The 26,997-nt window shown below is 58.6% G+C and carries 23 protein-coding genes and 1 other annotated feature; of the genes, 20 read left to right on the forward strand and 3 right to left on the reverse strand.

Going from position 1 to position 26,997, the window contains the following annotated elements; all coding sequences use genetic code 11:
- The first annotated feature begins 15 nt into the window (after positions 1–15).
- The 8 genes from aroE to leuS all read left to right on the forward strand — a co-directional run bounded on the left by aroE (position 16) and on the right by leuS (position 7,715).
- Positions 16–909: a shikimate dehydrogenase gene (gene aroE, locus L6439_RS08195; RefSeq protein ID WP_172878833.1), complete on the forward strand. Its 894-nt coding sequence runs from the start codon at positions 16–18 to the stop codon at positions 907–909.
- Positions 910–947: 38 nt separating this feature from the next.
- Entirely contained in the window at positions 948–1,238 is a 291-nt protein-coding gene (yhbY, locus tag L6439_RS08200; protein ID WP_087442052.1) for a ribosome assembly RNA-binding protein YhbY, read from the forward strand.
- Positions 1,239–1,255: 17 nt separating this feature from the next.
- Entirely contained in the window at positions 1,256–1,864 is a 609-nt protein-coding gene (locus tag L6439_RS08205) for a nicotinate-nucleotide adenylyltransferase (RefSeq protein ID WP_168179273.1), read from the forward strand.
- Positions 1,836–2,411 carry a bis(5'-nucleosyl)-tetraphosphatase (symmetrical) YqeK gene (yqeK, locus tag L6439_RS08210; protein WP_213469043.1) on the forward strand — a complete coding sequence of 192 codons (576 nt, stop codon included), beginning with the start codon at positions 1,836–1,838 and terminating at the stop codon, positions 2,409–2,411. The genes L6439_RS08205 and yqeK overlap by 29 nt, the downstream gene beginning before the upstream one ends.
- 86 nt (positions 2,412–2,497) lie before the next feature.
- The gene (gene rsfS, locus L6439_RS08215) at positions 2,498–2,845 is read left to right on the forward strand and encodes a ribosome silencing factor (protein ID WP_168179275.1); all 348 of its coding nucleotides are present in this window, start codon (positions 2,498–2,500) and stop codon (positions 2,843–2,845) included.
- Positions 2,842–3,798 carry a CvfB family protein gene (locus tag L6439_RS08220; protein ID WP_168179276.1) on the forward strand — a complete coding sequence of 319 codons (957 nt, stop codon included), beginning with the start codon at positions 2,842–2,844 and terminating at the stop codon, positions 3,796–3,798. Before rsfS ends, L6439_RS08220 begins: the two co-directional genes overlap by 4 nt.
- An 87-nt stretch (positions 3,799–3,885) precedes the next feature.
- Positions 3,886–4,647: a class I SAM-dependent DNA methyltransferase gene (locus L6439_RS08225; RefSeq protein WP_213469044.1), complete on the forward strand. Its 762-nt coding sequence runs from the start codon at positions 3,886–3,888 to the stop codon at positions 4,645–4,647.
- A 112-nt stretch (positions 4,648–4,759) separates the two neighbouring features.
- Positions 4,760–4,988, forward strand: a binding site (T-box leader).
- A gap of 285 nt (positions 4,989–5,273) precedes the next feature.
- Positions 5,274–7,715, forward strand: coding sequence for a leucine--tRNA ligase (leuS, locus tag L6439_RS08230; protein ID WP_168179278.1), 2,442 nt, complete (start codon positions 5,274–5,276; stop codon positions 7,713–7,715).
- Here leuS and comER read toward each other — a convergent pair.
- Positions 7,696–8,541: a late competence protein ComER gene (gene comER / locus L6439_RS08235; RefSeq protein WP_168179279.1), complete on the reverse strand. Its 846-nt coding sequence runs from the start codon at positions 8,539–8,541 to the stop codon at positions 7,696–7,698. The genes leuS and comER overlap by 20 nt on opposite strands.
- A 138-nt stretch (positions 8,542–8,679) precedes the next feature.
- Here comER and L6439_RS08240 point away from each other — a divergent pair, with 138 nt between their 5' ends.
- The 6 genes from L6439_RS08240 (at position 8,680) to holA (ending at position 16,161) form a co-directional block, all read left to right on the forward strand.
- Complete coding sequence (locus L6439_RS08240; RefSeq protein WP_213469045.1) at positions 8,680–9,321, forward strand: ComEA family DNA-binding protein; 642 nt, start codon at positions 8,680–8,682, stop codon at positions 9,319–9,321.
- A 114-nt stretch (positions 9,322–9,435) separates the two neighbouring features.
- A complete protein-coding gene (locus tag L6439_RS08245; protein WP_168179281.1) occupies positions 9,436–9,954 on the forward strand; it encodes a deoxycytidylate deaminase in 519 nt (172 codons plus the stop codon).
- Between the two features lie 193 nt (positions 9,955–10,147).
- Positions 10,148–12,757, forward strand: coding sequence for a ComEC/Rec2 family competence protein (locus tag L6439_RS08250; RefSeq protein WP_213469046.1), 2,610 nt, complete (start codon positions 10,148–10,150; stop codon positions 12,755–12,757).
- A gap of 214 nt (positions 12,758–12,971) precedes the next feature.
- Positions 12,972–13,517 carry an RNA polymerase sigma factor gene (locus tag L6439_RS08255; RefSeq protein ID WP_168179283.1) on the forward strand — a complete coding sequence of 182 codons (546 nt, stop codon included), beginning with the start codon at positions 12,972–12,974 and terminating at the stop codon, positions 13,515–13,517.
- Complete coding sequence (locus L6439_RS08260; protein WP_213469047.1) at positions 13,514–14,815, forward strand: anti-sigma factor family protein; 1,302 nt, start codon at positions 13,514–13,516, stop codon at positions 14,813–14,815. The genes L6439_RS08255 and L6439_RS08260 overlap by 4 nt, the downstream gene beginning before the upstream one ends.
- A 299-nt stretch (positions 14,816–15,114) precedes the next feature.
- The gene (gene holA, locus L6439_RS08265; RefSeq protein WP_213469048.1) at positions 15,115–16,161 is read left to right on the forward strand and encodes a DNA polymerase III subunit delta; all 1,047 of its coding nucleotides are present in this window, start codon (positions 15,115–15,117) and stop codon (positions 16,159–16,161) included.
- A gap of 85 nt (positions 16,162–16,246) precedes the next feature.
- On the opposite strand, the gene rpsT is transcribed toward holA, so the two are convergent.
- Positions 16,247–16,519: a 30S ribosomal protein S20 gene (gene rpsT / locus L6439_RS08270; RefSeq protein ID WP_168179285.1), complete on the reverse strand. Its 273-nt coding sequence runs from the start codon at positions 16,517–16,519 to the stop codon at positions 16,247–16,249.
- A gap of 240 nt (positions 16,520–16,759) precedes the next feature.
- On the opposite strand from rpsT, the gene gpr reads away from it, so the two are divergent.
- A complete protein-coding gene (gpr, locus tag L6439_RS08275; protein ID WP_168179286.1) occupies positions 16,760–17,761 on the forward strand; it encodes a GPR endopeptidase in 1,002 nt (333 codons plus the stop codon).
- Positions 17,762–19,309: 1,548 nt separating this feature from the next.
- Here gpr and L6439_RS08280 read toward each other — a convergent pair.
- Positions 19,310–20,365, reverse strand: coding sequence for a M23 family metallopeptidase (locus L6439_RS08280; RefSeq protein WP_213469049.1), 1,056 nt, complete (start codon positions 20,363–20,365; stop codon positions 19,310–19,312).
- A 237-nt stretch (positions 20,366–20,602) separates the two neighbouring features.
- Here L6439_RS08280 and L6439_RS08285 point away from each other — a divergent pair, with 237 nt between their 5' ends.
- The 5 genes from L6439_RS08285 (at position 20,603) to lepA (ending at position 26,922) form a co-directional block, all read left to right on the forward strand.
- Positions 20,603–21,367 (forward strand): response regulator transcription factor, encoded by a 765-nt coding sequence (locus tag L6439_RS08285; protein WP_172878837.1) that lies wholly within the window; start codon positions 20,603–20,605, stop codon positions 21,365–21,367.
- A complete protein-coding gene (locus tag L6439_RS08290) occupies positions 21,364–23,127 on the forward strand; it encodes a sensor histidine kinase (RefSeq protein ID WP_213469050.1) in 1,764 nt (587 codons plus the stop codon). Before L6439_RS08285 ends, L6439_RS08290 begins: the two co-directional genes overlap by 4 nt.
- Positions 23,128–23,220: 93 nt before the next feature.
- Positions 23,221–24,423: a stage II sporulation protein P gene (locus tag L6439_RS08295; RefSeq protein WP_168179289.1), complete on the forward strand. Its 1,203-nt coding sequence runs from the start codon at positions 23,221–23,223 to the stop codon at positions 24,421–24,423.
- A gap of 141 nt (positions 24,424–24,564) precedes the next feature.
- Positions 24,565–24,969 (forward strand): translation initiation factor 2, encoded by a 405-nt coding sequence (locus L6439_RS08300; protein WP_213469051.1) that lies wholly within the window; start codon positions 24,565–24,567, stop codon positions 24,967–24,969.
- 132 nt (positions 24,970–25,101) lie between these two features.
- Positions 25,102–26,922 (forward strand): translation elongation factor 4, encoded by a 1,821-nt coding sequence (gene lepA / locus L6439_RS08305; protein ID WP_168179291.1) that lies wholly within the window; start codon positions 25,102–25,104, stop codon positions 26,920–26,922.
- Positions 26,923–26,997: the final 75 nt, after the last annotated feature.

Consider the following 26,997-nt stretch of genomic DNA (forward strand, 5'->3'; position numbering starts at 1 on the left):
GGGGGGAGCGATACTATGGTACGGAACGATCTGGCCGGGGCGATGGGGCCTACGGCGGCCATCGACAGCTCGACCGCCGTGTTCGCGGTCATCGGCGATCCGATCAGACACTCCAAATCGCCGTTGATGCACAATGCCGCCCTGCGCGATCTTGGGTTGAACGCCGTATATACGGCGTTTCATGTCGCGCCTGAGCAGCTGGGGGAGGCCGTGCAAGGCATGCGCGCGCTCGGCATCGGCGGAATGAACGTAACCATTCCGCATAAGGAAGCGGTCATGGCGCATCTGGATGAAGTGGATGAGAGCGCCAGCGTCATCGGCGCCGTCAACACCATCGTCAACCGGAATGGCCGGCTGATCGGTTACAATACGGACGGGCTCGGATTCGTCCGTTCTCTGCAGGAGGAGATGATCTCCGATCTCCGTCCATCCCGGATTTTGCTGATCGGGGCCGGGGGGGCGGCCCGCGGGATCGCTTATGCGCTGCTGAAGGCGGGATGCGCCAGCTTGCATATCGCGAACCGGACGCTGGCACGCGCCGAGGCGTTGGCACGCGATCTGGCCGCCTTCGGAACGGTAGAAGCCGTCCAGCTTGGGGAACGTCCGGTTATCGGCTCGCATGAGGTGGATATCGTCGTACACACGACCTCCGTCGGCATGCATCCGGACGTGGAGGCATTGCCGTTCGATCCGGACTGGCTGCGCCCGGATATGATCGTCAGCGACATCGTCTACAATCCGCTGGAGACGGCCTTGCTGCGGGAAGCGGGCAAGCGCCGCTGCCGCACCCACAGCGGGCTCGGCATGTTCGTCTATCAGGGCGCCATCGCGCTGGAGCTGTGGACGGGCGCCGCTGCGCCTGCGGCGTTGATGCGGGAGCAGGTATGGAAGACATTAAGTCACGAGTAAACCACAGTTGTTAATAGACATATAAGGCAGGGACAAACATGCTAACAGGAAAACAAAAGCGTTATTTGCGTTCGCTCGCACATCATGTGCAGCCTATTTTTCAAGTGGGCAAAGGGGGAACCAACGATCAGCTTATCCGCCATATCGAGGAAGCGCTCGAAGTGCGCGAGCTGATCAAAGTATCGATCTTGAACAACTGCATGGACGATCGCTTCGAGGTTGCGGACGAATTGGCAAGCCGCTCGGGCGCCGAACTGGTCCAAGTCATCGGGAAAACGATCGTGCTCTACAAGGAATCGGCTGAACATAAACAGATTGAACTGCCCTAACTGGCGGAGGTGCAGACGTGAGACAAATCGGGATCATGGGCGGGACATTCAATCCGATCCATCTGGGGCATCTGGTCGCGGCCGAATGCGCCCGCGAAGCCGCCAATCTTGATGAGGTGTGGTTCATGCCCGCTCACGTGCCGCCGCACAAGACGAATCAGCTTCAGGCCGACGGCAAGCATCGCCTGGAGATGACCAGGCTGGCCGTCGCGGGCAATCCGGCGTTCCGGGCGAGCGATTGGGAGCTTGCGCGCGGGGGCGTGTCCTACACGTATGACACTGTCATCTCGCTGCGAGCCGCCTACCCGGATGTAAGCTGGCACTGGATTATCGGCGGCGATATGGTTGATTATTTGCCGAAGTGGCATCGGATCGACGAATTGATGCGTCTGATCCGCTTCGTCGGGTTGCACCGGCCGGGCATCGGCTGGAGCGAGGAGAAGCTGCCGGCTGCATGGCGGGGCCGCATCCTGGCGGCTGATATGCCCCAGATGGATATCTCCTCGACGGACATTCGGCAGAGAAGAGCGGGGGGACGCTCGATTCGCTATCTCGTTCCGGAAGCCGTCGAACATTATATGGCAAGGTGGGGGTTGTATGAATCTGACGCGCCAGCAACTGATTGAATCCGTCCAGGCGCAGATGCCGGCCGCGCGCTGGCAGCATACCCAGGGCGTAATGGATACGGCCGTGGTGTTGGCCCATCGCTTCGGCGCGGATCCGGAGAAGGCGGATCTGGCGGCAATTCTGCACGATGTCGCCAAGTATTGGCCGACCGAGCGGATGGAACAGGTCATTCGCGAAGAGAATCTGCCGCCCGAGCTGCTGGAATACGACAAGCAGCTCTGGCACGCGCCCGTTGGGGCGGTCGTCGCCGCCCGGGACTACGGCGTCCGGGATGAGGAGGTTCTGGATGCGATCCGCTACCATACATCGGGCCGGGCGCCGATGACCCTGCTCGACAAGGTGGTCTGTCTGGCGGATTATATCGAGCCGGGGCGGGATTTTCCGGGCGTGGACCGAATCCGGGAATTGGCCGGGCAGGATGTTAACCTTGCGCTTATCGCCGGCTTCGATTCCACGATCGGCTTTTTGCTTTCCCAGCGCCGGCGTATTTTTCCGTTAACGGTAATTGCACGGAACCGGCTGATTGAAGAATTAGAGCAGAATTAGGGAAGCCTAACGGCATAAGGGAAACGGAGCTGTATGCAATTCCGTTGCCGGAGTGCCAGTATATGAGGATTAATGGAGGTTACGGTATGACCATTCAACCAAGAGAGCTGCTCGACATCGTTGTCGCGGCGGCGGAAGAGAAAAAAGCGATGGATCTCGTCGTGCTCGATCTGCAGGGGATTTCCCTGATTGCGGATTATTTTGTCGTGTGCCACGGGAATTCGGATACCCAGGTGCAAGCGATTACGAACGAGGTGCGCAAGCGGGTTCACGAGGCGGGCGCAGCGGTCCGGGGAATGGAAGGCTTGGAATCCTCGCGCTGGGTCCTGCTCGATCTCGGCGATATCGTCATCCACATCTTCCATCGAGACGAGCGCGAATACTATAACATCGAGAAGTTGTGGTCCGACGCGAAAGTTGTGGAGATGGCATGACGCTGACCGCGGGCACGATAACACGGCTGCAGGTGGCGCGGGAGGTGTCGCCTTACGGCTACTTTCTGACAGACGGGGAACAGGACGTCATTCTTCATTATTCCGAATTGACAGATCCGGTGAAGCCGGGGGACGAGGTCGACGTCTTTTTATTCTATGATACGGAGGATCGGCTCGCATCGACCATGAAGCGCCCGTATCTCACCCTGGATGAGGTCGCGCCGCTCCAGGTGGCGGACATTCATCCCCGCTATGGCTGCTTCCTGGAAATGGGCATCGGGCGCCAACTGCTGCTTCCGAAGAGCGAACTGCCGGAATACGAGCCGCTCCATCCCCTAGTCGGGGACACCGTCTACGTGAAGATGGTCCATGACCGGGTAGGCCGGCTCGTGGCGCGGGCGGCATTGGAACAGGATCTTGTTCCGCTGGCTTTTGACGCGCCGGCCGCTTGGCGCAACACATGGCACGAGGCCATCGTCTACCGGCCGCTGAAGATAGGGACCTTCCTCGTGCTCGACGGCGGTCCGATCGGCTTCGGGGTCATCGGATTCCTGCACGAATCGATTCGGCCGCGGCCGCTCCGGCTCGGGGAGAAGGTGCGCGTGCGCGTCACCCATATCCGCGACGATGGCCGCGTGAACGTGACGATGGCCGAACGCAAGGAGATTGGCATGGACAGGGATGCGGATCGGCTGTTCTCGTTCTTGCGGGAGCGTCCGAACGGAGCGATGCCGTATTCGGACGAGACTCCGGCCGATATTGTGAAGCAGCGGTTCGGGATGAGCAAGTCGGCGTTCAAGCGCGCGGTCGGGCGCTTGATGAGGGCCGGCCTCGTCAAGCAGCAGGGAAGCTGGACGGAGCTGACGGAGAAAGGCGCGGCCCTTGGCCCGGATCAGCTCCAGCAGATCCTGCAGACCGAGAAGCCGGATCCGCCGCAGCTGAAGAAGCGCTGACACGCGGCACGTGAAGAAGCGCCGGCAACGGCGCAGGGGAAGAAGGCTAACAATGCCGCAGTGCGAGGGAAGGACGGAGAGGCTTGAATGGAATCTTACGGCCGCTTTGCCGCGGTCTATGACCGCTTGATGGAGGATATGCCCTATGACGCCTGGGTGCAATTCGCGGAGGAGGCGTGGCGGCGCTACTTGCCGTCGAAGCCGAAGCGGATTGTCGACCTCGGCTGCGGAACGGGCAACATTGCGCTTCCGCTCGCCGCCAGAGGATACGCGCTGACCGGCATCGATCGGTCAGAGACGATGCTGGCCGTCGCCGAGCAGAAGTCCGCCTCCGCGCCCGCGACATCCGGCAGCATCCGCTGGCTGTGCCAGGATATGCGGGCATGGAATGGTGGCGAGCCGGCAAACGCTGTCGTCTCGTTCTGCGATTGCCTGAATTACATCACCGAAGAGGAGGATGTGAAGCGGGTGTTCGCGGCCACGCATGGTCAGCTGCGCGACGGAGGCGTCTTCTTGTTCGATGTGCATCATATTCGCCAATTCGAGTCGTATGCGGAGTCGCAGCCTTTCGCGTATGACGAGGACGATCTCGCATATATCTGGTTCTGCGATTATGACGAGGCGAGACGGGAGATCGAGCATCAGCTGACTTTTTTCATTCGGCAAGATGAGGGCTCCCTGTTCGAACGGGTCGACGAAACCCATGTTCAGCGCGCCTATGAGACGGAAGCGATGGCGGCCTGGCTGCGCGAGGCCGGATTTGCCCGCGTGGACATGTATGCCGATTTCGCATGGGAGGCGCCGAACGGCCAGTCCGCGCGCATTTTCTATGTTGCAGTCAAGGAATAGCCGCCCATAACACGGCTGCTAGGCGACAATCGTTGACAATATCCTTAATTTTCATTATGATAGAGATGCTTGCGTAAGCTGGTCAAGGCTATGCATACAATTGAACAAGTGCAATCAGACTGTGATGAGGATCAGTAGCTCGATACGCGCATCGAACAGAGAGCCGGCGGGTGGTGGAAGCCGGTGATGGGCAGGAGCGAACTCGCCTCGGAGTCTCGCAGCCGAACGGCAGGGAGGCTGTGACGTTTCACCGGCGTTAACGGTGCAGAGGGAGTGGAAGGCAAAGCATGCCTTTCGCTAACTAGGGTGGTACCACGGGAATTGAACCTCTCGTCCCTAGCGTTTTCGCTAAGGGCGGGAGGTTTTTTTGGCTGTATCGGAATAGATAAGCGGCAGGCACGCGCATGATGTTTCGGTGGCAGCAGCATGAACCAGACCCGATGTCCGGCCCTATCCGGCAGATACGGAGCGGAAGCGGGAGGTGACCGCACGAATCGGGCGGAGTGGCCCGGTTCGGCCCGGAGGGGCGGGATGCCCGTCTCCTGCGGTTCAAGCATGATATTCGCATAAGGTGCGGGGCGGGCTGCGCGCGCAGCCTTCGCCAGGCACGGCAAGGAGGATTACGGATGAGTCAGGAAGTCAACCAGCCGCATGGCTATCAACCGCAAATTTTGGAAAAGAAATGGCAGCAGTACTGGGAAGAGCGCAAGACGTTCGCTACAGAGGAGAACTCCGGCAAGCCGAAGTTCTACGCGCTTGACATGTTCCCGTATCCTTCGGGCGCGGGATTGCATGTCGGCCACCCGGAAGGATATACGGCGACCGATATCATTTCCCGCTTCAAGCGCATGAGAGGGTACAATGTGCTTCATCCGATGGGCTGGGATGCGTTCGGCCTGCCGGCTGAGCAGCACGCGCTCGACACGGGCGAACATCCGCGCGACATTACGGTGAAGAACATCAACAATTTCCGCCGCCAGATTAAGTCGCTCGGCTTCTCTTATGACTGGGACCGGGAGATCAGCACCACCGATCCCGACTATTACAAATGGACCCAGTGGATATTCATCCAGCTCTACAAGCGCGGGCTCGCGTATGAAGCGGAGATTCCGGTGAACTGGTGCCCGGCGCTCGGCACGGTGCTGGCGAACGAGGAAGTGATCGACGGCAAGTCGGAACGCGGCGGCCACCCGGTGATCCGGAAGCCGATGCGGCAGTGGGTGCTGAAGATTACGGAATATGCGGAGCGGCTGCTCGCGGATCTGGATGAGCTGGATTGGCCGGAGAGCTTGAAAGATATGCAGCGCAATTGGATTGGACGCTCCGAAGGGGCGGAGGTCCGCTTCGCGATCGATGGACATGACGACCACATCACCGTGTTCACGACCCGCCCGGACACGCTGTTCGGCGCGACATACTGCGTCTTGGCGCCGGAGCACGAGCTGGTCGGCCGGATCACGGCTTCCGGGCAGCAAGCGGCGGTTCAAGCTTACCGGGAGCAGGCTGCGCGCAAGAGCGACCTGGAGCGCACCGATCTCGCGAAGGATAAGACAGGGGTATTCACCGGCGCGTACGCGATCAACCCGGTCAACGGGGCGAAGCTCCCGATCTGGATTGCCGATTACGTTCTCGCCGGCTACGGAACCGGGGCCATTATGGCCGTTCCGGGCCACGACCAGCGGGACTGGGAATTCGCGAAGCAATTCGATCTGCCGATCGTGGAAGTCGTCTCCGGCGGAGATGTGACGAAGGAAGCGTTCGGCGGCGACGGGCCGCATGTGAACTCGGACTTCCTGAACGGCCTCGGGAACGCTCAGGCGATTGCCCGCATGAATGAGTGGCTGACGGCGGAAGGCGTCGGCCAGCCGAAGGTGACGTACCGCCTGCGCGACTGGCTGTTCAGCCGCCAGCGGTACTGGGGGGAACCGATTCCGATTATTCATCTGGAGGACGGCACCATGAAGCCGATTCCGGAATCGGAGCTGCCGCTGATGCTGCCGGAGGTCGATCACATTCAGCCGTCGGGCACCGGCGAATCGCCGCTTGCGAACGTCGCCGAGTGGGTGAATACGGTCGATCCGGAGACCGGGATGCGCGCGCGCCGCGAGACGAACACGATGCCGCAGTGGGCCGGAAGCTGCTGGTATTATCTGCGCTTCATCGATCCGAAGAACGAGAAGGAGCTGTGCTCCAAAGAGAAGCAGGCAGAGTGGCTGCCGGTCGATCTGTATATCGGCGGAGTGGAGCATGCGGTCCTCCACTTGCTGTATGCGCGCTTCTGGCATAAGGTGCTCTACGATATCGGCGTCGTTGAGACGAAGGAGCCGTTCCAGAAGCTGGTCAACCAGGGGATGATCCTCGGCACGAACGGCGAGAAAATGTCCAAATCCCGCGGCAATGTCATCAATCCGGATGATATCGTGAACGAATTCGGCGCGGATACGCTGCGAATGTACGAAATGTTCATGGGGCCGCTCGAGATTACGAAGCCATGGAACGAGAAGGGCGTCGAAGGCATGTTCCGATTCCTGAACCGGATCTGGCGCCTGTTCATCGCGGAGGACGGCCAACTGAACAGCAAGATTACGGACGGGCCGGGAGAAGACAGCTTCATTCGGACCTGGCACAAGACCGTGAAGAAAGTGACCGAGGATATTGAGGCGATGCGGTTCAATACGGCCATCAGCCAGTTGATGATCTTCATTAATGACGCGTACAAGGCAGAGACGCTGCCGCGCCAGGCGATGGAGAACTTCGTGCAGCTGCTGTCGCCGCTCGCTCCTCATATCGCGGAGGAATTGTGGCAGCGCCTGGGGCATAACGCCACCATCACGTATGTGCCGTGGCCATCGTATGACGAAGCATTGACCGTTGACGCCGAAGTGGAGATCGTCATTCAAGTGAACGGCAAGATAGCGGATCGGATTCGAATCGCCGCCGATGCGGACGAAGCCGCCATGCAGGAAAAAGCGATGTCTCTGCCGAACGTTCAGGACGCCATTGCTGGCAAGACCGTCCGTAAAGTCATCGCTGTCAAAGGCCGGCTGGTCAATATCGTGGTCGGTTAGCTTCCTGTCCGGAGAATTGGGAGTGAACCTTTTCCAGGTCCTCTTCATATTTCGCGTGGGTGACCTGAATGAGCTGGGGGAACATATCCGCCAGCTCTTCCTTCATCAGCCGGAGCGCCTCGGCGGTGATGCCGCCGGGGACAGCTACGCGCTGCTGCAGCTGTTCCGGAGTGAAGCCCCCTTCCGTCAGGAGCTTGCCGGTGCCCAGCAGCATCTCGCAGGCAAGACGCGACGCTTCGTCACGGCCGATGCCGGTGGCTTCCGTCGCGGCATCGATCCACCGCTGCAGGAAGTAAGCGATGAACGCCGGACCGCAGCTTGACAAGTCGGAAGAGATGCGGGTGTACTTCTCATCGATGCGCAGCGGTTGGCTGATGGATGACATCAGCCGCTCCAGGAGCTTCCGATCCTCCGTCTGAATCCGGCTCCCGTACATACAGAGCGATGCGCCGCTTCGGACGTAGCTCGTAATGCTCGGGATGATTTTCGCCACCTTGCACGGCAGCTGCTGCTCCAGGTGCTCCAGCAGCACCGGGCTCGTAATCGACACCAGGATGAGATCCGGGTGCGCAGCATGCCGTATTTCCTTCAGGACCGCCTTGAATTCCAGCGGCTTGACGCACAGAAAGACAATGTCGCTGTGCCGGACCGTCTCGGCATTGCTCGGCGAGACTTGAAGCCCGGGGTGTTGCGACGCAAGGCACTGGACTTTGTCCATCGTACGGTTGCTCGCTATGACCTGCTCCGGTGTCACAGCGCCGGATTGAATGAACGCATCGATTAGCGTTGTCCCCATACTTCCCGTACCGATAAATCCGACCTTCACGGATGTTCCCTCCTCTGTTTGCACATTTGCATACCCTGACGCAGAACGCCCAATATATACGAATGGCTATACTATGTTTATTACCTATATGTAGGATGGGTTGGCCAATATACGTGTTCTAACGAGAGGAGACTAGGCATGAGGAAGAGCCGTCATGCGTTATCCTTGCGTGTCTGGATCGCTCTGACGGGGACGGCGATTGCCGGGCTTGCCGTCGCCATGGGCTTATGGCTGAAGCCGCAATGGGAGGAGGCTGCGGGGGGATGGACCCCGCTCAATGAAGCGATTGCCGAGCGTCTGGCCGCCGAGGAGGAGGGCGGGGCTCTGGCGGAACGGAGCGGAAGCCCGAATCCGGCGTCCGCTTCTTCCCTGCCGCGAACCGGAAGAGAACAAGGTCCCCCTTCGGCCTCGGGTGCGGGGGAGAGCGCCGGCCGCGGCTTGGGTGATGCGAACCGGCCCCTAACGATGCAGGCAGACAAGAAGCGGGCCGAACCCGGCCCGGGAGAAGGGAGCGATTTGTCCGCTGCGGGCGAAGCACGCGCCGCGAGGCCATCCGCAGAAGCGAAGCCGAAGCACGCGGCGAGCGGACGGATCAATATTAATGAGGCCGATGCGGAAGCCTTAATGAAGCTCCCGGGGATCGGGCCCAGCAAGTCGCGGGCGATCGTGAAATACCGGGAGAACCACGGCCCGTTCCAGCGGCTGGAGGATTTGAAGAAGGTCAAAGGGATCGGCCCCGCCATCTTCGCCAAGCTGCGCGATCAAGCCTCGATCGAGTAGCGGGACGGCCGACTGATGACAAATCCGGTTGCGCCATGAGGGCATCGTGCTTACAATGAGGATAAGAACGATGGCAGCGGTCATCAGCCTACTACAGACGGGAGAATGAATCGGATGACAACAAGTGTACGCAAAGATTGGGACACCTACTTCATGGATATCGCCTATATGGTGTCTACACGTTCACGCTGTCCTAGGCGGCATGTCGGCGCTGTGCTGGTGCAGGGCAAGAAGCTTCTCGGAACGGCCTATAACGGAGCGCCTATGGGAGTGCCGGATTGCAGCGAAGCGGGATGCATGATTGTCGAGCAGTACGAGAAGATCGTCGTTGACCGCGAGGAGCGGATGGTGAAAAAGGAACGGTGCATCCGCACCATTCATGCCGAGCAAAACCTGCTGCTGTTCACGGATCGGATCGACAGAGAGGGCTCTACGGTCTACGTGACGGACGAGCCGTGCTGGACCTGCGCCAATATGCTGGCGAACAGCGGCGTGACGGAGATCGTGTACCACCGCCCTTATCCGAAGGACAGCGGGAAGGTTGCGGCGATGATGGAGCAGAAGGGAATTACGTTCCGGACGCTGGCCTCCTACCATCCGCCGCAGGAGACGATAATGGATACGACAGATTAATGATGTGGGGAAGAACCTCCATGCCGGAATTCCGGGCATGCCATGAACAGTGGCGGCCGCGGAAAGATGGCGTGGAGGTTTTTTGCGTTCTTCGGCAAGACAGCTAACCTGAATCAGCCTGACAAGCCGATACAGCGACACTGAGTGCTTACAAGGATGACAGGCCGAGTCCATACCAGGAGGTGAGATCGAATTGCTATCGCGCAGACCGATTGTGGCCGCGGCCGTCTGCTTCGTGATCGGGATTCACGCCGCGGCCGCATTATCCGCCGTTCATGCCATACTGACTGTAGCGGGACTGCTGCTGACCCTTCCGCTAGGATGCGCCCTCCGCTGGTGCAGCGGGAGACAGGCGGCATTGTACGGGGCGGCGCTTCTCTGTTCGGCCTCGCTATACATCGTAACGGACAACCTCAACTCCAGCCGTTGGGCCCCGCCTCCCGATGCGGATCAGCCGGCGGCGGAGGGAAGCTGGGACGGCTATATTCTGTCTCCGGCGGAGCGGGACGGGGACCGGGTGCAATTTCATTTCCGGGCCGTCTCCTGGCAGGAAGACGCAGGAGGCGGTCCGGAGTCCGTGGACGAGAAGCTGCTGGTCCAGATCCGCCTGACCGCGCCGTCCGAGCTGGACGCGATGGCGCGGTGGGAGCGGGGCCAGCCCATGCGCCTTCATGGCCGGCTGACCGCGCCGGGAGACGCGTCGAACTTCGGGGCGTTCAGCTATCGGGAGTATCTTCGGCCGCAGCGTATTCATTGGATTCTCCGGGTTGCTGGCGCGGAGCAGGCCGTCATCATGGACGGATTGGACCGGAATGGATACCAGCGCGCGGAACAGGCCGCGCAGCGGGCGCTTGCCCGGGTCGATCGGGTCCGCGGAGCGCTGCTGGAGCTTATGGAGCGGCTGTATAAGCAGCCCCATAGCGGATATATGCAGGGACTTGTGCTTGGAAGCCGGACGGAACTGGATCCGGAGACCTACCGCCAGTTCTCGGAGCTGGGTCTGACGCATGTGCTTGCCATTTCGGGACTCCATGTCGGCGTTTTCGCGGGGGCGCTTCTCGGCCTTCTCCGGCTTCTCCGCTTATCGAAGGAGAAGGGGCTGTTGATCGTTCAATCCTGCCTCCCGGCGTATATGCTGCTGACGGGATCGGCTCCTTCGGTTATCCGGGCAGGATTGATGTCGATGATTGCTTTGTACTGCTTGCGCAAGGGCTGGCTGAAGGACGGGCTCCACATTTTGGCCCTCGTCCTGGTGGCGATGCTGGTGTGGGAGCCGTATTATGCGCTTCAGATCGGCTTTCAGCTGTCGTTCGCGGTGACTGCCGGATTGATAATCGGGGTGCCCCGCGCCGTGCAACTGCTGCCGGGGTGGCCGCTGTGGCTGTCCTCTTCCGCCGCCGTAACCTTGGTTGCCCAGGCGGTCTCTTTTCCGTTGACCGCTTATTACTTCCATCAATTTTCGCTTCTGTCGTTTGCGGCCAACTTCCTGCTCGTCCCGATTATCAGTCTTGGCGTGCTCCCCGCTGGAACGCTCTCGCTCCTCGCGGGCCTTCTCTATGAACCGGCAGCCCGCCCGCTAGCCTGGATTGTGTCGCAGATGAATGGGCTGACGTTCCGGATCGTCGAATGGCTGGCAGCCATCGAAGGCGCGGGCTTGATCTGGCCGCAGCTTCCGCTATGGTGGATTGGTGCTTACTACGGCAGTCTATGTCTCGTCTTCGCTGCATGGCGCCGGACGGCAGAAGGCGGAAGAGCGTTGCTCCGCAGCCGGATGGGGACGGCGGAGGAGGGCGATACACAGCCGCTCGGCTCATTCGTGGAGGTGCGCTCCTCCCCGCGAGGCATTCGGTACATCGGCTCCGTCTTGGCGGTCGTTCCGCTCGTCTTGCTTCTTGTCTGGGGCTGCCGGGATGGCCTCGGCCGAGATGCCCTGGTCAGCTTCATTGATGTCGGGCAAGGCGACGGCATTTTGATTCGTACGGCTTCCGGCAAGCATGTGCTGGTCGACGGGGGAGGAACGGTGACTTTCCGCAGGCCCGGGGATCGATGGAGGGAACGCCGGGTGCCGTTCGAGATCGGCGAGAAGGTGGTCGTTCCCCTGTTGAAGGAGCGGGGCGTCCGGCGGCTGGATGCGGTCGTGTTGACGCATGCCGATCAAGACCATGCCGGCGGGCTATTGGCGGTTCTGCGGCATATGCCGGTCAGCCGCTTCATCACGAACGGCACGTGGAAGTCCTCGGCGACGATGACTGCGCTGTACCGGACGGCTCTGGAGAAGCGCATCCCGATCAGCGGGGGCCGGGCCGGCGATTCGTGGATGGTCGATGAATGGACCCGGATTGATGTCCTTTATCCGATGCCGGATAGCGATGCGATTCTTCTCCCGGAGGAGGAGAATCAAAATCGCGCCTCCCTCGTCCTGCTGCTGACGCTGACCCATCCGCGCAGCAAGGCGCAGGCGACGATGCTGCTGACGGGGGATGTGGAAGCCGACGGAGAACGGCGCATGCTGGCTGCCGCCGCGGGCCAAGGCCGGCTGCCGCCCGTTGATGTATACAAGGTGGCGCATCACGGAAGCCGGACGTCATCCACTCCGGAATGGGTAGAAGCGTTCTCCCCGGCGGCAGGCGTCATCTCGCTGGGGCGCAACAACCGCTACGGGCATCCGCACCCGGACGTGCTGGCCGCACTAGCGCGCGCGGAGGTCCCTGTCTTTCGCACCGACCGGGACGGAGAGATCCAGTTCAGGCTGGCTGCGGATGGTTTGAAGGTGCGGACAAAGCGTGATAGGATAGTTCCATAGAGTGAGAGAGCAGCCTCGAAGCGCGTCGGCCTGACGTGCTTTTTGCGGGTTGTCACCTTGTTGTATCATGTAATGCACATCAAAGCATCATTTGCTATGCTTAGTGATGAATTTCTGCGGATGAGAGAATAAACTACAAATTGGAAGTGAACCACTGCAACCATTTGCGGCTTCGGCACGTCAATGGATATGCAAGAGAGGGGGATAACAGGTAGTGGATTCGGGACTGATACGAGCCGCTCAATCCGGCGATCGCGACGCTTTAATCACTCTTTTGCGGGAAATCGAACAATACGTGTATCGGACAGCTTATTATATCCTCAATAATGAGCAGGATGCACTGGACGCGTCCCAAGAGGCCTTAATCCGGATTTATTCCAAAATTCAATCTTATGAGGAAAAAGCTCAGTTCAAAACATGGGTGCAGCGGATTGTGACGAATATTTGCATTGACAAATTCCGGCGCAATCGCCCGACTGTGTCGATTGATGAGCATGACCTCGTGTTTGTCGGGGAACAGAATGTAGAGAAGGAAGTTATGTCCGCCTACACGGCACAGGACATACGTGAGGCAATAGATCGGCTGCCTGAACATCATCGTGCGGTCGTCGTTCTGCGATATCTGCAAGATTTTTCCTACAACGAGATTGCGGAAAGCTTGAATTTGCCGTTGAACACGGTCAAATCCTATCTATTTCGCGCCCGGCAACAACTGCAGACGATGCTGCAAGATTATGAGAAAGGTGGTGTACGAGGATGAACTGTGCAGAGGTGATGGAACTGAAGCAACGCAGCTTGGATGGTGAGTTGACGCAGTCGGAAGAGAGCCTGCTGACAGAGCATATCCGCCGATGCCCCGCCTGCGCCGAGATGGCAGAACGGTTAGAGAATATTCATCAGGAACTGGTTCACCTGCCGAAGGTTACTCCGCCTTACAGCCTGGTGGATGCGATATTGCCTTCCTTGCAGCAGCTGGATAAGGAGCAGGCCGCAGCAGCGGGCGCATCGCCTTCCCCGGCTTCGGGTTCCATGGAGCGCCAGGGAAGCGCGACGGGCCCCGGGAAGAGAGAGCAGAAGCTGCAGGCCGTGACTCCGGTACAGAAATGGTACCGCAAGCGGCCATGGCGTTCTGCAGGAGCCGTGGTGGCCGCAGGTCTCGTGTTTGGCTTATTCATGGTGATGTTCAAGCCGCCGACGGCGACGGAGCAGGCGGGCGACTTTACGGAATTGATGTCGAAGTCTTCGCAAGAGTCCGGCGCCGTACCGAATTCGAGTCAGGCGCTTCGAAGCACTCATCCGGACGGGAAGCCGGCGACGCCAGAACCCAAAGCTGGAGCGGCCAACGATGGCAATGCGCCGAATACGCAGCAGCAACAAAATGCCCAACTGCCAGACGGCACGGGACAGAAATGGGAGGAAGTGCCGGACACCGCGCCGGCGAAGCCGGCGGAAGGCAGCGGCGCGGCAGAGGACCGTCCGAAGAAGAACCCGAAGCGGGAGCAGGAGCGTAAGCCGGCGGCATCGCCGCCTGCAGAGAAGCAAGAGAAGAACGGGAAGCAAGACAAGAAGGCCGAGGAGCCTGCGGCCGGCAAGCAGCATACCGGAGCGGACCCAGCCGAGCAGCAGGACAGCCAGGTGCCGCCGTCCATTCCCGCCGTTACCGAAAATGAAGAGCTGGAGAACGGTTCGAGCGCCGATGCCGGCAGCATGGGGTTCGCGGACAGCGATTTGAACCGTCAATCCCTGTTCGCGGCGTCGAAGGAAGCAACATCGCCGGACGGCAAATGGATGGTCCTATGGGAGAACGGCCAACTGATGTTGTACGGGGTCACCGATACGGAACAGACCAAGCTGCAGACGCTGGCATTCGCCGACAGGCCGGAAGAGCTGATCTGGTCTTCGGACAGCAGCCGTCTGGAAGTAACCGTGCGGACAGCGGACGGAGTGCGCCAGTTCCATTATGACGTGTCTTCGAACGGATTGACGGAAACGGCCGCCGGCGAGGCCGAGAAGAAGGAGCCCGTCGTGGTGCCCGGTACGGCCAAGCCGGCAACCTAGAGGGCCGCAGGCTCGCGCGCTGCAAAAAATGGGCTGCGCCATCCCCCGGGGAGCGGCACACAATCGGCGCGGCGCGCGTATGATGAGGTATCAAAGGAAATGAAGCAAGTGACGTTCCCGTACGTCGTGTGACCGTTTGCGCGGAGTTTCTAGAGCTTCGCTGCAGGCGTTTATCATAGATGGTATGGGACAAAGGGACTTGCGCCGTCCGCGAGGGCTGCGCCGGTCCCTTTGTTTTTTTGCGGCGTTCCGCAAATTTTGCTATCATGAAGTGCATAGACAGGGGGAGGCATAAGGCATTGGATATGAAGGCGGCGATTAAAGAAATCCAGCGCGGGGAGCCGCGCCCGATATATGTACTGTACGGTACGGAAAAGTACAGAATGCAAGAATTCGTTCACGGTTTGCTGGAGCATGCTTTCGAGCCGGAGAACCGGGACTTGGCCATAATGAAGATGGACACGGCCGAAGCTCCGATCGAGGCTGTCATCGAAGAAGCGGAGACACTGCCGTTTCTTGTGCCCCGCAAGTGCATCCTGGTTAAGGATCAATCGATTTTTGCTTCCGGGAAGGACAAGATGGAGCATCGCACCGAGCGGCTGCTTGAATATATGGAACAGCCGATGGAGACCAGCATCATCGTCTTCCTGGTGCAGGCGGACAAGCTCGATGAGCGCAAGAAGACGGTCAAGACAGCCAAGGCGAAGGCCGCGGTGCTCGCTTTTCAGCCGCTGGGGGCCGAGGAGCTGGCGCAGTGGGTGAAGCGGGAGACGGGCAATCATGGCTGCTCCATCGGGGAGGAAGCGGTCACGGCCCTGTTGAATGCGGTAGGGACGAATCTGCAGGCGTTGGCCGGCGAGATTGAGAAATGCTGCTTGTTCGCGGGGGAGGGCGGCGTTATTGATGCGTCGGCGATCGAAGGTCTTATTGCCAAAAACACGGAGCAGAACGTCTTCCAATTGGTCGAGGATGTCGTTCGCCATCGCGCCGGCAAGGCATTGGCGACCCTGCACGAGCTGCTGAAGCAGAAGGAGGAGCCGATTAAGATTATGGCGCTCATCGTCCGGCAGCTCCGGATAATGCTCCAGGTCAAGGAGCTGACGAACCGGAGCTTCACGCAGCAGCAGGCGGCCTCTCAGCTCGGAATCCATCCTTACGCGGCCAAGATGGCGGCCGAACAGGCGCGCGCCTACGGAACCGATGTATTGGCCGGATGGTTGGCCGAAGCGGCCGAGCTTGACTATGAGATGAAGTCGGGGCGGGTGGACAAGGCGCTCGGTCTGGAAATGTTCATCATGCGGATGGCGGCGGGCACCACGCGCAGCGGAATGGCCGGTTCACGCTAGCCTGCCATCAACAAAAGCCCGAAGACGGACGCGAGGCGTTCATCTTCGGGCTTCTTTGCTGCATTTAAGTATGAAAGGCTGCTGCTTACGCTTGTGCGAGCAGAGCGTTCAATTTTTGTGCCAAGCGGGACTTCTTGCGGGCAGCCGCATTTTTGTGGATCAAGCCTTTAGTAACGGCTTTGTCCAATTTCTTCGAAGCCAGAGCGACAGCTCCTTTGGCAGTTTCCACTTCATTATTAGCCAATGCAGCGTCAGCTGCTTTGACAGCCGTACGAAGTGCGGACTTCTGAGAAGCGTTCAACAGACGGCGCTTGTCGTTCGTTTTTACGCGTTTCACAGCGGATTTAATGTTAGGCATTGCATTCACCTCCGTTGCATCGTAGTGCGACAATCGAATCTATACCATTTCCAGATCAGCATGAGATAGATTCACAACTTAAAATATTCTAGCATGACATACCCTAAAAAGCAATATGTTTGCCTCGGTCTCCCAATTTCCCGAATAGGCGTCGGCATGCGGTATTTCCGCTGCTGCCGCATAAAGTTGGCCTCCATCAGACACAATATCTGCAAAATGGAACTTTTGGGAGGTAGACTTATGACGGCGGATTTGCGCAATTATTCGGTTCGTACCGATTTGGCGTTGGAATCCAGGGAAATGGTATCCCCTGATCGCGCCGCCTCCATTCCCGGAGTGCAGGAGCATGTCGAGGAGGATCGCGGCATCAAGATAACGCGGATTCATGTGCAGACGGAGGAAGGGTCGCGCGCCATCGGCCGCATGCCGGGGCGCTACATCACGATCGAGGTGCCGGGCTTGCGGCGCAAAGATTCCGACCTCCAGGACCGCGTCGCCACATCGTTCGCGCAGCTGTTCGGTTCTTTTCTCGAAGAAATCGGGATCGGCTCTTCCGCCAAAGTGCTTATCGTCGGCCTCGGGAACTGGAATGTGACTCCCGATGCGCTTGGGCCGCTCGTCGTCGAGAATGTGCTGGTCACCCGCCATTACTTCGAGGTAATGCCGGATCAGGTCAGCCCCGGCTACCGTGAGGTCAGCGCCGTCGCACCCGGCGTGCTCGGCGTGACGGGGATCGAGTCCAGCGATATCGTGCAAGGCATCGTCGATCGAATCCGCCCCGATCTCATCATCGCGATCGACGCGCTTGCCTCGAAAGCGCTGGAGCGCGTCAATACGACGATCCAGATTGCCGATATCGGGATTCATCCCGGCTCCGGCATCGGGAACAAGCGGCGGGGGCTGACCCGGGAGATTCTCGGGGTGCCGTGCATCGCCATCGGCGTGCCGACCGTATGCTACGCTTCGACCATCGTCAACAACGCCTTCGAAATGATGCGGGAGCACTTCAAGCAAGAGACGGATCAGACCCGGCATATTCTCGGCATTCTCGATGACATCGGCGAGCAGGATCGGCTGCTGCTGGTGAAGGAAGTGCTGGAGCCGCTTGGCCATGATCTCATCGTGACGCCGAAGGAAGTCGACGAATTCATGGAGGATATGGCCAACATTATCGCCAGCGGCCTGAACGCGGCCCTGCACGAAGCGGTCGACAGCAGCAACGTGTCCGCCTACACGCATTGATGGCGGACAGGGACGAGGGCCAGGAGAGTCCCCACCCTATCAAGCTGCCTCGGTTCACGAGGTGCTAGAAAAATCGGGGGAGCTTAAAGCTCCCCTCGGATTAATCTGCGCGAAGCTGCTTGAGATTGCATTTACTGCGTTCGATTTGCGTTGAGTCTCTTCCGTTGAGCAGATTAGCTTGATTGACGGATTGAACTTGCTTGACTTGATTGGCTTCATTGGCTTGCTTAGCTTGATTGACTGACTGGCGGGATTGACTTGGTTGAACCTGATTGGCTTGATTGCGCTTGATTGACGGGATCGGTTGATTGAACTTGATTCACTTGATTGAGTTTGATATTGACGGGATCGGTTGATTGAACTTGATTCACTTGATTGTGCTTGATTGACGGGATTGGTTGATTAAACTTGATATACTTGATTGTGCTTGAATGACGGAATTGGCCGATTGAACTTGATTCACTTGATTGTGCTTGAATGACGGAATTGAGTAACTGAACTTGGTTGATTTTGATTTAAGTTGATTGCTTCGGCGAAGGCAGAATTGACTGGATTGAGCGCACTGCGGTAAAGAAGCGAACTGATGAACAAGGTGAAATAGCGACCGAACGAAGTGAACCAAATGAACGCTTATGAGTAAACTGAGTCTGGCAAGCGAACCCGGTGAACACATAATGATGAGTATGTCTAAGTAAAAAGAGTGAACGAGTTAACGAGTAACTGAGTGTGCTGAGGGAGCCTGGTGAAGACGCAATAAGTATACGGAGTGAACTAAGTGAAAAGGGTAACCGTGTAATGAGTGGGCTGAGTGTGATAAGGGAACCTGGTGAAGACGTAATAAGTAGACGGGGTGAACTAGATAAACAAGGTAAACGTGTATTAAGTAGGCTGAGTGCGATAAACGAACCGGCTGAACGCGTACCAAGAAGACGAAACTCACTAGTTTGTTGAAGCAGCGCCATTTGGCCAATCCGTCCCTGAAAACTGCAAAAATGCAGCATTTCTATCGCCGTACCGATGCCGCGTCGGAGTTCCTGCAAAAATGCAGGAATTTCTGCCACATCGCTTAAATAGTCGATGGAAACTGCGAAAATGATGTAGTTTTGCAGGAATTCTTCCCCAGAACAGCCCAACGGGCGGAAAATACTGCAGCTGTGCAGCAATTTTCACGCTGAGTCCCACAAATCGCCTCGTCCGGACAAGCCGACTCATCCGAAGCGGCGGCAGCCATTTCGCCGCTCAATTGAGGCATGCCCAAGGACCCCAAAAAACACCCTTGGCGGGTGTTTTTTTGATGCCGATGGCCCGGCGAGGCTTATCGTCGAACGGAATCTGCGCTTGTTGAATGAACTGCGCGCTCCTGAAGCTTCACGAATCGAAAACTTACTAACCAGCATATGCTGTGCCCCGCGCCAGCGCATGCGGCTCCGCAGAAGCCCCATGTTGCCGGATTTTAGCGGAACCTCGATGGGCCCCGCGGACGCTCTCCGAACGAACCGCACCTTGCTCGCTCTTCGCTACCGCAACGTAACCTGCCTACGCCCCTCGTTACTTCTGGTCCTGACCCCGCACCTGATCTCCCCGAACGGGGTCGCTTCCATCCTCGAACCGGATGCGAAGGGATGTCCCTTTCTCCAGAGAAGGGCTGTCGGATACCTGGAAGTGGATATGGGCATCCGACGAATTGCCGGAATTGCCGCACAGGCCGAGCCGATCGCCCTGCTTCACCGGATCGCCTTCCTTTACCAGGATGGAATCCTTTTTGAAATGGGCGAGCACGCTGTATTCGCCGTTGCCGTGATCGATGACAATGTGATTGCCCGCTGCATCCTCCGAAAGCGGCTTCTCGAACGGCACATTATCCGGGTGGCCGTCCACGGCCTTGACGACCTTGCCGTCGAGCGGAGCGACAACGGGCTGACCGAACGCGAAATAGCTGGCGTTGTCCTTCGGATCTCCTTCCAGGCTGGCTCCGTCCCGTACGATGTACAAATCATACGCATACCGCTGCGTTGGATATTCATAATGATAGTTCAGCATCGTGTTGGTCCCTCCCCAGGCGATCGTCCATTCTCCTTCGAACGGCATCCGGTAGGCATGGCGCGTGTACTTCTCATCCGTGGCCCGGGGGTCGGACGGACGCAAGAGCAGTCCGTGAATCCGGCCTTCGCGCAGCATGGCGGAGAGGTGCATCTTGCCGTCTTTGCTGCTCCATACGTAGGTATACATGCCGTCCGCCGCCAGCCGGGAGATTTGAACCGGTGCCTCTCCCTTTTTCCATGATTGGCGAAGCAGCTTATCGATATCCTCGGCCGTGACCTGCTCCTGGAACTCCGGCGAGAAATGCTCATACAGCTTGGCCGTCTCATGACCGGCAATCCAGCCGCTGACGTCGTCACCTGTCAACATCTCCAGTCCCTCCATTTTCTTCGTATGTGGCTCGTCTGCTTTTCGGTTCTCGCCGAATTCGGGCTCCTTCTCCTTAACCACACGGGTCTCCTCCACCGGGCTTTCCTGCTGACTGCCCGCATTCTCCGCGCAACCGCCCATGGCGATTGCAGAGGAGAGAGCTAACAAGCATACGGCGAGAGCTCGTTTCTTCAAGAGTCATCTTCCTTTCCTGGTCTGTCTTCTCTTTTCAGCATAAGCTTCCGGATTGAACATCACCGTAACGCCAGTTCATTTTTAGCTTAACAATAACGTCTATTCTCCCGGAAAGCGTGACTCTGTTAAGGTTCCGTTAAGGTTGCGTTCCAAATGGCGACAGGCGGGCATGGTACAATGAATAAATGCAAATCAGGGAGCCGCGGAGGAAAAGCCGCTAAGGAGGAATATCGCAGGATGAACATCTATGAAAGCCGAATCTTGATCGTCGAAGACGACTCCGCCATTGGCAAAATGGTGAGGACGGTGCTCGGCAAGGAAGGGTTTACGGACGTGGCGTGCGTAAGCACGGGAGAGGAGGCGGTCCGGTATTGCGCCAGCCATGCCGTCCATTTGATCGTGCTGGATGTGATGCTTCCGGGAAAAAGCGGCTTCGAGCTGGCTCCGTTCCTGCGCGAGGCGACAGATGCCCCGATTATATTCGTGACGGCCCGGACGACCGATCTGGACAAGCTGACCGGCTTCGCGCTGGGCGGGGACGATTATGTGACGAAGCCGTTCAATCCGTTGGAACTTGCGGCGCGGGTCAAGGCCCAGCTCAAGCGATATCTGGCGTCCGCGGGAAAGCCGGCTCCGGAGCCGAAGGCGGCTCTGCCGGCCCGTTATGTCTATGGAAGATTCTCGGTCGATGAAGGGGCAGGCGAGCTGCGGGTCGACGGGCTTCCGGTGGAATGTCCGGCGATGGTGTTTCAACTCCTGCTGTTCTTTTGCCGGCATCCGAACCGGATGTTCACGAAGCAGGAGTTATATGAGCGGGTATGGGGCTGCGACGCGATGAGCGATGACAATACCGTTATGGTCCATATTCATCGCATCCGCGAGCGAATCGAAGAAGTGCCGGGCAGGCCTCGCCTCCTCGTCACGGTGCGCGGCATGGGCTATAAGCTGGTGCCGCCCGATCAGGACGGCGACGGACGCCCGATCGGAAGGTCCGGCTTATGAAATCAGGCAGACGGCTGGCCTGGCATTACGCAGGGCAATGGCTCCTAATTGGCGCCATGCTGTTCGGCTGCATGCTTGCGGCTTTCCTGTGGGTCGCAGAGCGGATGAGCGCGCTGGATATGAGCCGCAATCTGCCAACCAGCCAGCTGACCCGGATTGTCGAGTCGGTGAAGGTGAATCGGCAAGGGCGGGTCATCTGGCCGGATGAGGTGCTCCAGCGGCTGACAGAGAGCGGGGGGTGGCTGCAGGTGCTCAATGAGGACGGCAAGGTAGTCGAGACCTTCAACGCGCCCCCCGACATGCCGGCCCAATATGCGCCGGGAGAAGCGGTCGCCTACGTGCAGAGGGAGCTGCCCAGCAAGTACGGGATTTTTATTTATATTCGCTCCGTCGGCGGCCGCAACATTACGCTGCTATACGGGATATACCCGCTCCAATCGCGGCTGCTGGATGAATGGCTGGCCTCGCGGGAGGAAGGGGAGTCGGCTTCGGAATCCGTCCGCAGGCTCCTGGCGCCGCATGACGCATGGGTGACCCGCCTGGATGCCGCCGGCCGCACCGTGGAGTCCTGGAACAAGCCGGCGGGCGCCGTCGAGCGCCTGACGCTGCAGGATATTGCGCTGCGGTCGCTTCAGCCGGAGCAATATGCCTATGTGCTCGCGTACCGGTACAATCCGGCCACGGGCGATACATGGGTCCTCCAGATGCCTCATCAGACGAACGGAGCGGCCGTGACTGCCGCCGGATTTCGCATCGGGTCCTATCAGGAAATCTTTCTGCTTGCGCTTGGGGGCATCGTCGCCACGATGATCATGGTGTTTCTGTTCATGGCCTGGTGGCAGAGCGCCAGGCTTGCCCGTCCTCAGCTGCATGTGATGCGCTGGACGGAGCGAATCGCGGACGGTATTTATGAGGAGCCGGCCGACCATCGCGGGCTCCCGCGGTCGGAGCGGCGCAGCGGCAAGCTGAAGCGGAATTACCGCATTTATGAAGACGTCATGCAGGCGCTCCGCCAGCTGGCTTCCCGGCTCCGCTCCGCCGAGGAGGAGCGCCGGCGGCATGAGCGGCAGCGCGAGGAGTGGCTTGCGGGCCTGTCCCATGATCTGAAGACGCCGCTTGCCTCTATTCTAGGCTACGCGCGGATGCTGGAAGCGAAGAAGTACGATTGGTCGCGGGAAGAAGTGGCCGAATTCGCCGGCATCATGACAGAGAAGGCGGAATGGATGGATCGGCTGCTGCAGGATTTGAATCTCACCTATCGGCTGCAGAGCGGAAGTCTGCCGCTGCAGCGGGAGCGGCTATGCCTCGATGCATGGCTGGAGGAGACGCTCGATGACATTCTCAATTTGCCGGATCATCCGAAGACGCTCATTGACTATCGGCGGCCGGAGATTCCGATATGGTTCTCGTTCGATCCGAGATATTTTCGCAGAATCATAGAAAATATTTGCATGAATGCCTTTCTTCACAATCCGCCGGGCACATCGCTTCGTATCTCCTTTGTTGTCCGTGAGGGGGAGGGTGCGTTGGAATTCCGGGACGACGGCGCGGGCATGGATGCGGAGACGCTCAGTCATTTGTTCACGCGCTATTACCGGGGCCAATCTACCGATCGGGCGGCCGAAGGCAGCGGCTTGGGGATGGCGATCTCAAGACAACTCGCCGAAGCGCATGGCTGCACGCTCGAGGCAACCAGCGAGCCGGGCGGCGGCACGGTCATTCTACTCTCTCTTCCTGGCGCCGAGCCGCAAAAAATATAGTTCTATCTCATAGAATGCCCTCATAGATTCTACTAAATGCACTCTCGCAATGGATTGAGAGAGTGAGACAGCAGGATAAAGGAGGGCATTTCTATGTTCCGGACGGTCAATGTTGCCAAATGGAAGCAGAAGTGGATGCAGACGCTGCTGATGGGACGCACCTTTCTGCTCTTATCGATTGCTTCCGCCATGTTTTTTATCGTGCTTGGTCTGGGAGGGTTGCTGGAACAGAAGCTCGATTCGTCGCCGCTCGCTTCGATGAAGGGAGTCGCGGCTCAGCTGTCCAGCCGCATTTTTGTCGATATGCTTGCGATGGAAATGCCGAATCTGCCCTCTGGAGAGGGGGAATCTTCCCTTACCCGGACACAGATTGCCCAATTTCTCGTACAGATGGCGACCAATGTGAATCCGCTTGATCCGAGATCGCTGCTCGCCGGAGAAGTTCCGGGACTGAACAGCGAACAAGCGATTCCGCTCCGGTTAGGCACCGGGAACCAATCGGCCAAGGGGCCGGTTGATTATCCTTCGCCTCCGGCGGAATCAACCTTCCCGGAGCATGGGGGAGAGCCGGTTGACGATTCCGGGGGAGCGGCTCCGCCTCAGACAGTGAAGCCCGAAGCCCCGTCGGAGCCGAGAGGAAGCGGGTCGGGCTCCAGGCTGAAAGATTATGTCTTTATCTATCATTCTCATAACCGGGAGTCGTGGAACCCGGAATTGAAGAAGGAGAGCGCGAATCCGAACGACGCCAAAATCAACGTGACGCTGGTCGGCAAGCATTTGCAGAAGGAACTGGAGAAGCGAGGGATCGGAGCCGTTCATTCCAATCAGGACTATGCGTCTACGATCAAAGGGTATAGCTGGAATTATTCTTACAAATACTCGAAGCAAACGGTAAAGCAGGCGATGGCGGAGCATCAGGATCTCCAGTTCTTCTTCGACATTCACCGGGACGCGCTGCGCCGCAAAGATTCGACGGTCGAGATAGACGGAACCTCTTATGCCCAAGTTTATTTTGTCATCGGCCGCGCCAATCCCGGCTGGAGGGAGAACGAGAAGTTCGCCAAGGAGATCCATGACCGGCTGGAGGAGCGGTATCCCGGCGTCTCAAGAGGAATCTGGGGCAAGTCGACGGCGCAGGGGAACGGGGAATACAATCAATCCTTGTCGCCGAACAGCGTAATTATGGAGATCGGGGGCATCGACAATACGCTGGAGGAAAATTATCGGACCGCGGAGGTGTTGGCGGATCTGATTGCCGAGATCGTCCGCGAGAAGACGAACGCGAAGAAGGTATGAAGCCGGGGCAGGAGGAACAGAAGGGCCAGGCGCCCGAACGGAATACCGCCAGCCGGAAGAACGTTCCGCCGGCGGCCCATGGCTGATGCAACGGCTTCAACGAATGGACCGATGGAAAAATGAGATAAGGAGGCTATCGCTATGTCCCGCTTTGCGAAGCAGGTAGCAGGCATGATGGTTCTGTTGGTTGTCGGCGTCTTCATCGGAATGGAGGTGACCTCCGTCAGCATCGAGCGGATATACGGACCGGCCGATGCGAACCGGAGCTCCGTTCCTGCCGATTCGGCCTGGCCCGAGCGGCCCGTTCAAGAGCCGCTTGCGAGCCGTCCGGCCGAACCGGAGCCCGTGCAGGGCCGGGAAGCAGCGGTTCCGGACAATCCGCCGCAGGAGTGGCCGCCGGAAGCCGCTCCGCAGCCGTCGCCGGTTCTTCCGCCTGTTGAGGATGCGGCGGTCAACAAGCTGGCCGATCAGACGGCAGGCTTGCTGCAGACGTTATCGCAAGCGGGCATCCGCGCCGTCGTCGGCTTGTTCGACGGATTATTCTGACGAATCCGGGTCCGGAAGCGGCCGTTTTTCGACGCTGCGGGCCCATAATCGCCTTTTTATTGCTGTTGCCCCCTCAATCCGTTATAATGAATGAATTGAAACTTGGCTTAGTGGTGGGGGTATGGAATACGAATGACGGAATTGCTGTCACGACAAAAGAAGATTCGGAATTTTTGTATTATTGCGCATATTGACCACGGCAAATCAACCCTTGCTGACCGGATTCTTGAATATACGGGAGCGCTGGCCGCCCGGGAAATGCAGTCGCAGGTCCTTGACAATATGGATCTGGAGCGGGAACGGGGAATTACGATCAAGCTCCAGGCGGTCCGCCTGACCTACAAGGCGGATGATGGAGAAGAATACATTCTGAACCTGATCGATACTCCGGGCCACGTGGACTTCACGTATGAGGTGTCGCGGAGCCTGGCGGCCTGCGAAGGCGCGCTCCTCGTCGTCGATGCGGCGCAGGGCATTGAAGCGCAGACGCTGGCGAATGTGTATCTCGCGCTCGACAACAACCTGGAGATTCTCCCGGTCATCAACAAGATCGATCTGCCTAGCGCCGAACCGGAGCGGGTCAAGCAGGAGATCGAAGACGTGATCGGCCTCGACTGCTCGAATGCGGTGCTGGCCTCCGCCAAGGCAGGCATCGGCATCCGCGAGATCCTCGAGCAGATTGTGAAGGAGGTCCCGCCGCCGGCCGGAGATCCGGAGGAGCCGCTGAAGGCGCTCATCTTCGATTCCCATTATGATCCGTACAAGGGCGTCATCGTGTATGTCCGGGTCGTCAACGGCTCCATCCGCGCGGGCAGCAAGATTAAGATGATGGCAACGAACAAGACGTTCGAAGTGATCGAGGTCGGCGCGTTCAAGCCGCGCATGACCATCATCGACGAGCTGAACGTGGGCGATGTCGGCTTCGTCGTGGCCGGCATCAAGAACGTGGGCGACACCCGCGTCGGGGATACGATCACCGATGCGAAGCGCCCGACCGCGGAGCCGCTTCCGGGCTACCGCCGCATCAATCCGATGGTATTCTGCGGGCTGTATCCGATTGAGACGTCGGACTATAATGATCTGCGGGAAGCGCTGGAGAAGCTGCAGTTGAATGACGCTTCGCTCTCCTTCGAGCCGGAGACCTCATCGGCTCTCGGCTTCGGCTTCCGCTGCGGCTTCCTCGGTTTGCTCCACATGGAGATTATTCAGGAGCGGATCGAGCGCGAATTCAATATTCCGCTCATCACGACGGCGCCAAGCGTAATTTATCATGTGACGCTGACGAGCGGAGAAACGTTGACGATCGACAACCCGTCGAACTACCCGGATCAGAGCAAGCTCGACTATGTAGAGGAGCCGTACGTCAAGGCGACGATTATCGTGCCGAACGATTTCGTCGGCGCGATAATGGAGCTGTGCCAAGGCAAGCGCGGCGAATTCGTAGATATGCAATATCTCGACACGACGCGGGTTACGATTACGTACCAGATTCCGCTGTCCGAGATCGTATACGATTTCTTCGATCAACTGAAGTCCAGCACGCGCGGCTATGCTTCGTTCGACTATGAGCTGTCGGGCTACCGCAAATCGAATCTCGTCAAGATGGACATTCTGCTCAACAACGAGCAGGTCGACGCCTTGTCGGTCATCGTGCACAAGGATCGGGCGTACCATCGGGGCAAGCTGCTGTGCGAGAAGCTGCGCGAGCTGATTCCGCGCCAGATGTTCGAAGTGCCGGTGCAGGCTGCGATCGGAACGAAGATTATCGCCCGCGAGACAGTCAAGGCGATGCGCAAGAACGTCTTGGCCAAATGTTACGGGGGAGACATCTCCCGGAAGCGGAAGCTGCTGGAGAAGCAGAAGGAAGGCAAGAAGCGCATGAAGCAGGTAGGCAGCGTGGAAGTGCCTCAGGAAGCGTTCATGGCCGTGCTTAAAATTGATGATAATAAGTAGCGGGGAGGGGGCGGATGCTCCCTCTTTTTTAGAAGTTGTTCAAAAAGTCCATCATGAGGCGCTGAGGAAGCGACT

Origin of the sequence: Paenibacillus dendritiformis (assembly GCF_021654795.1) — a bacterium.
Classification (GTDB): Bacteria; Bacillota; Bacilli; order Paenibacillales; family Paenibacillaceae; genus Paenibacillus_B.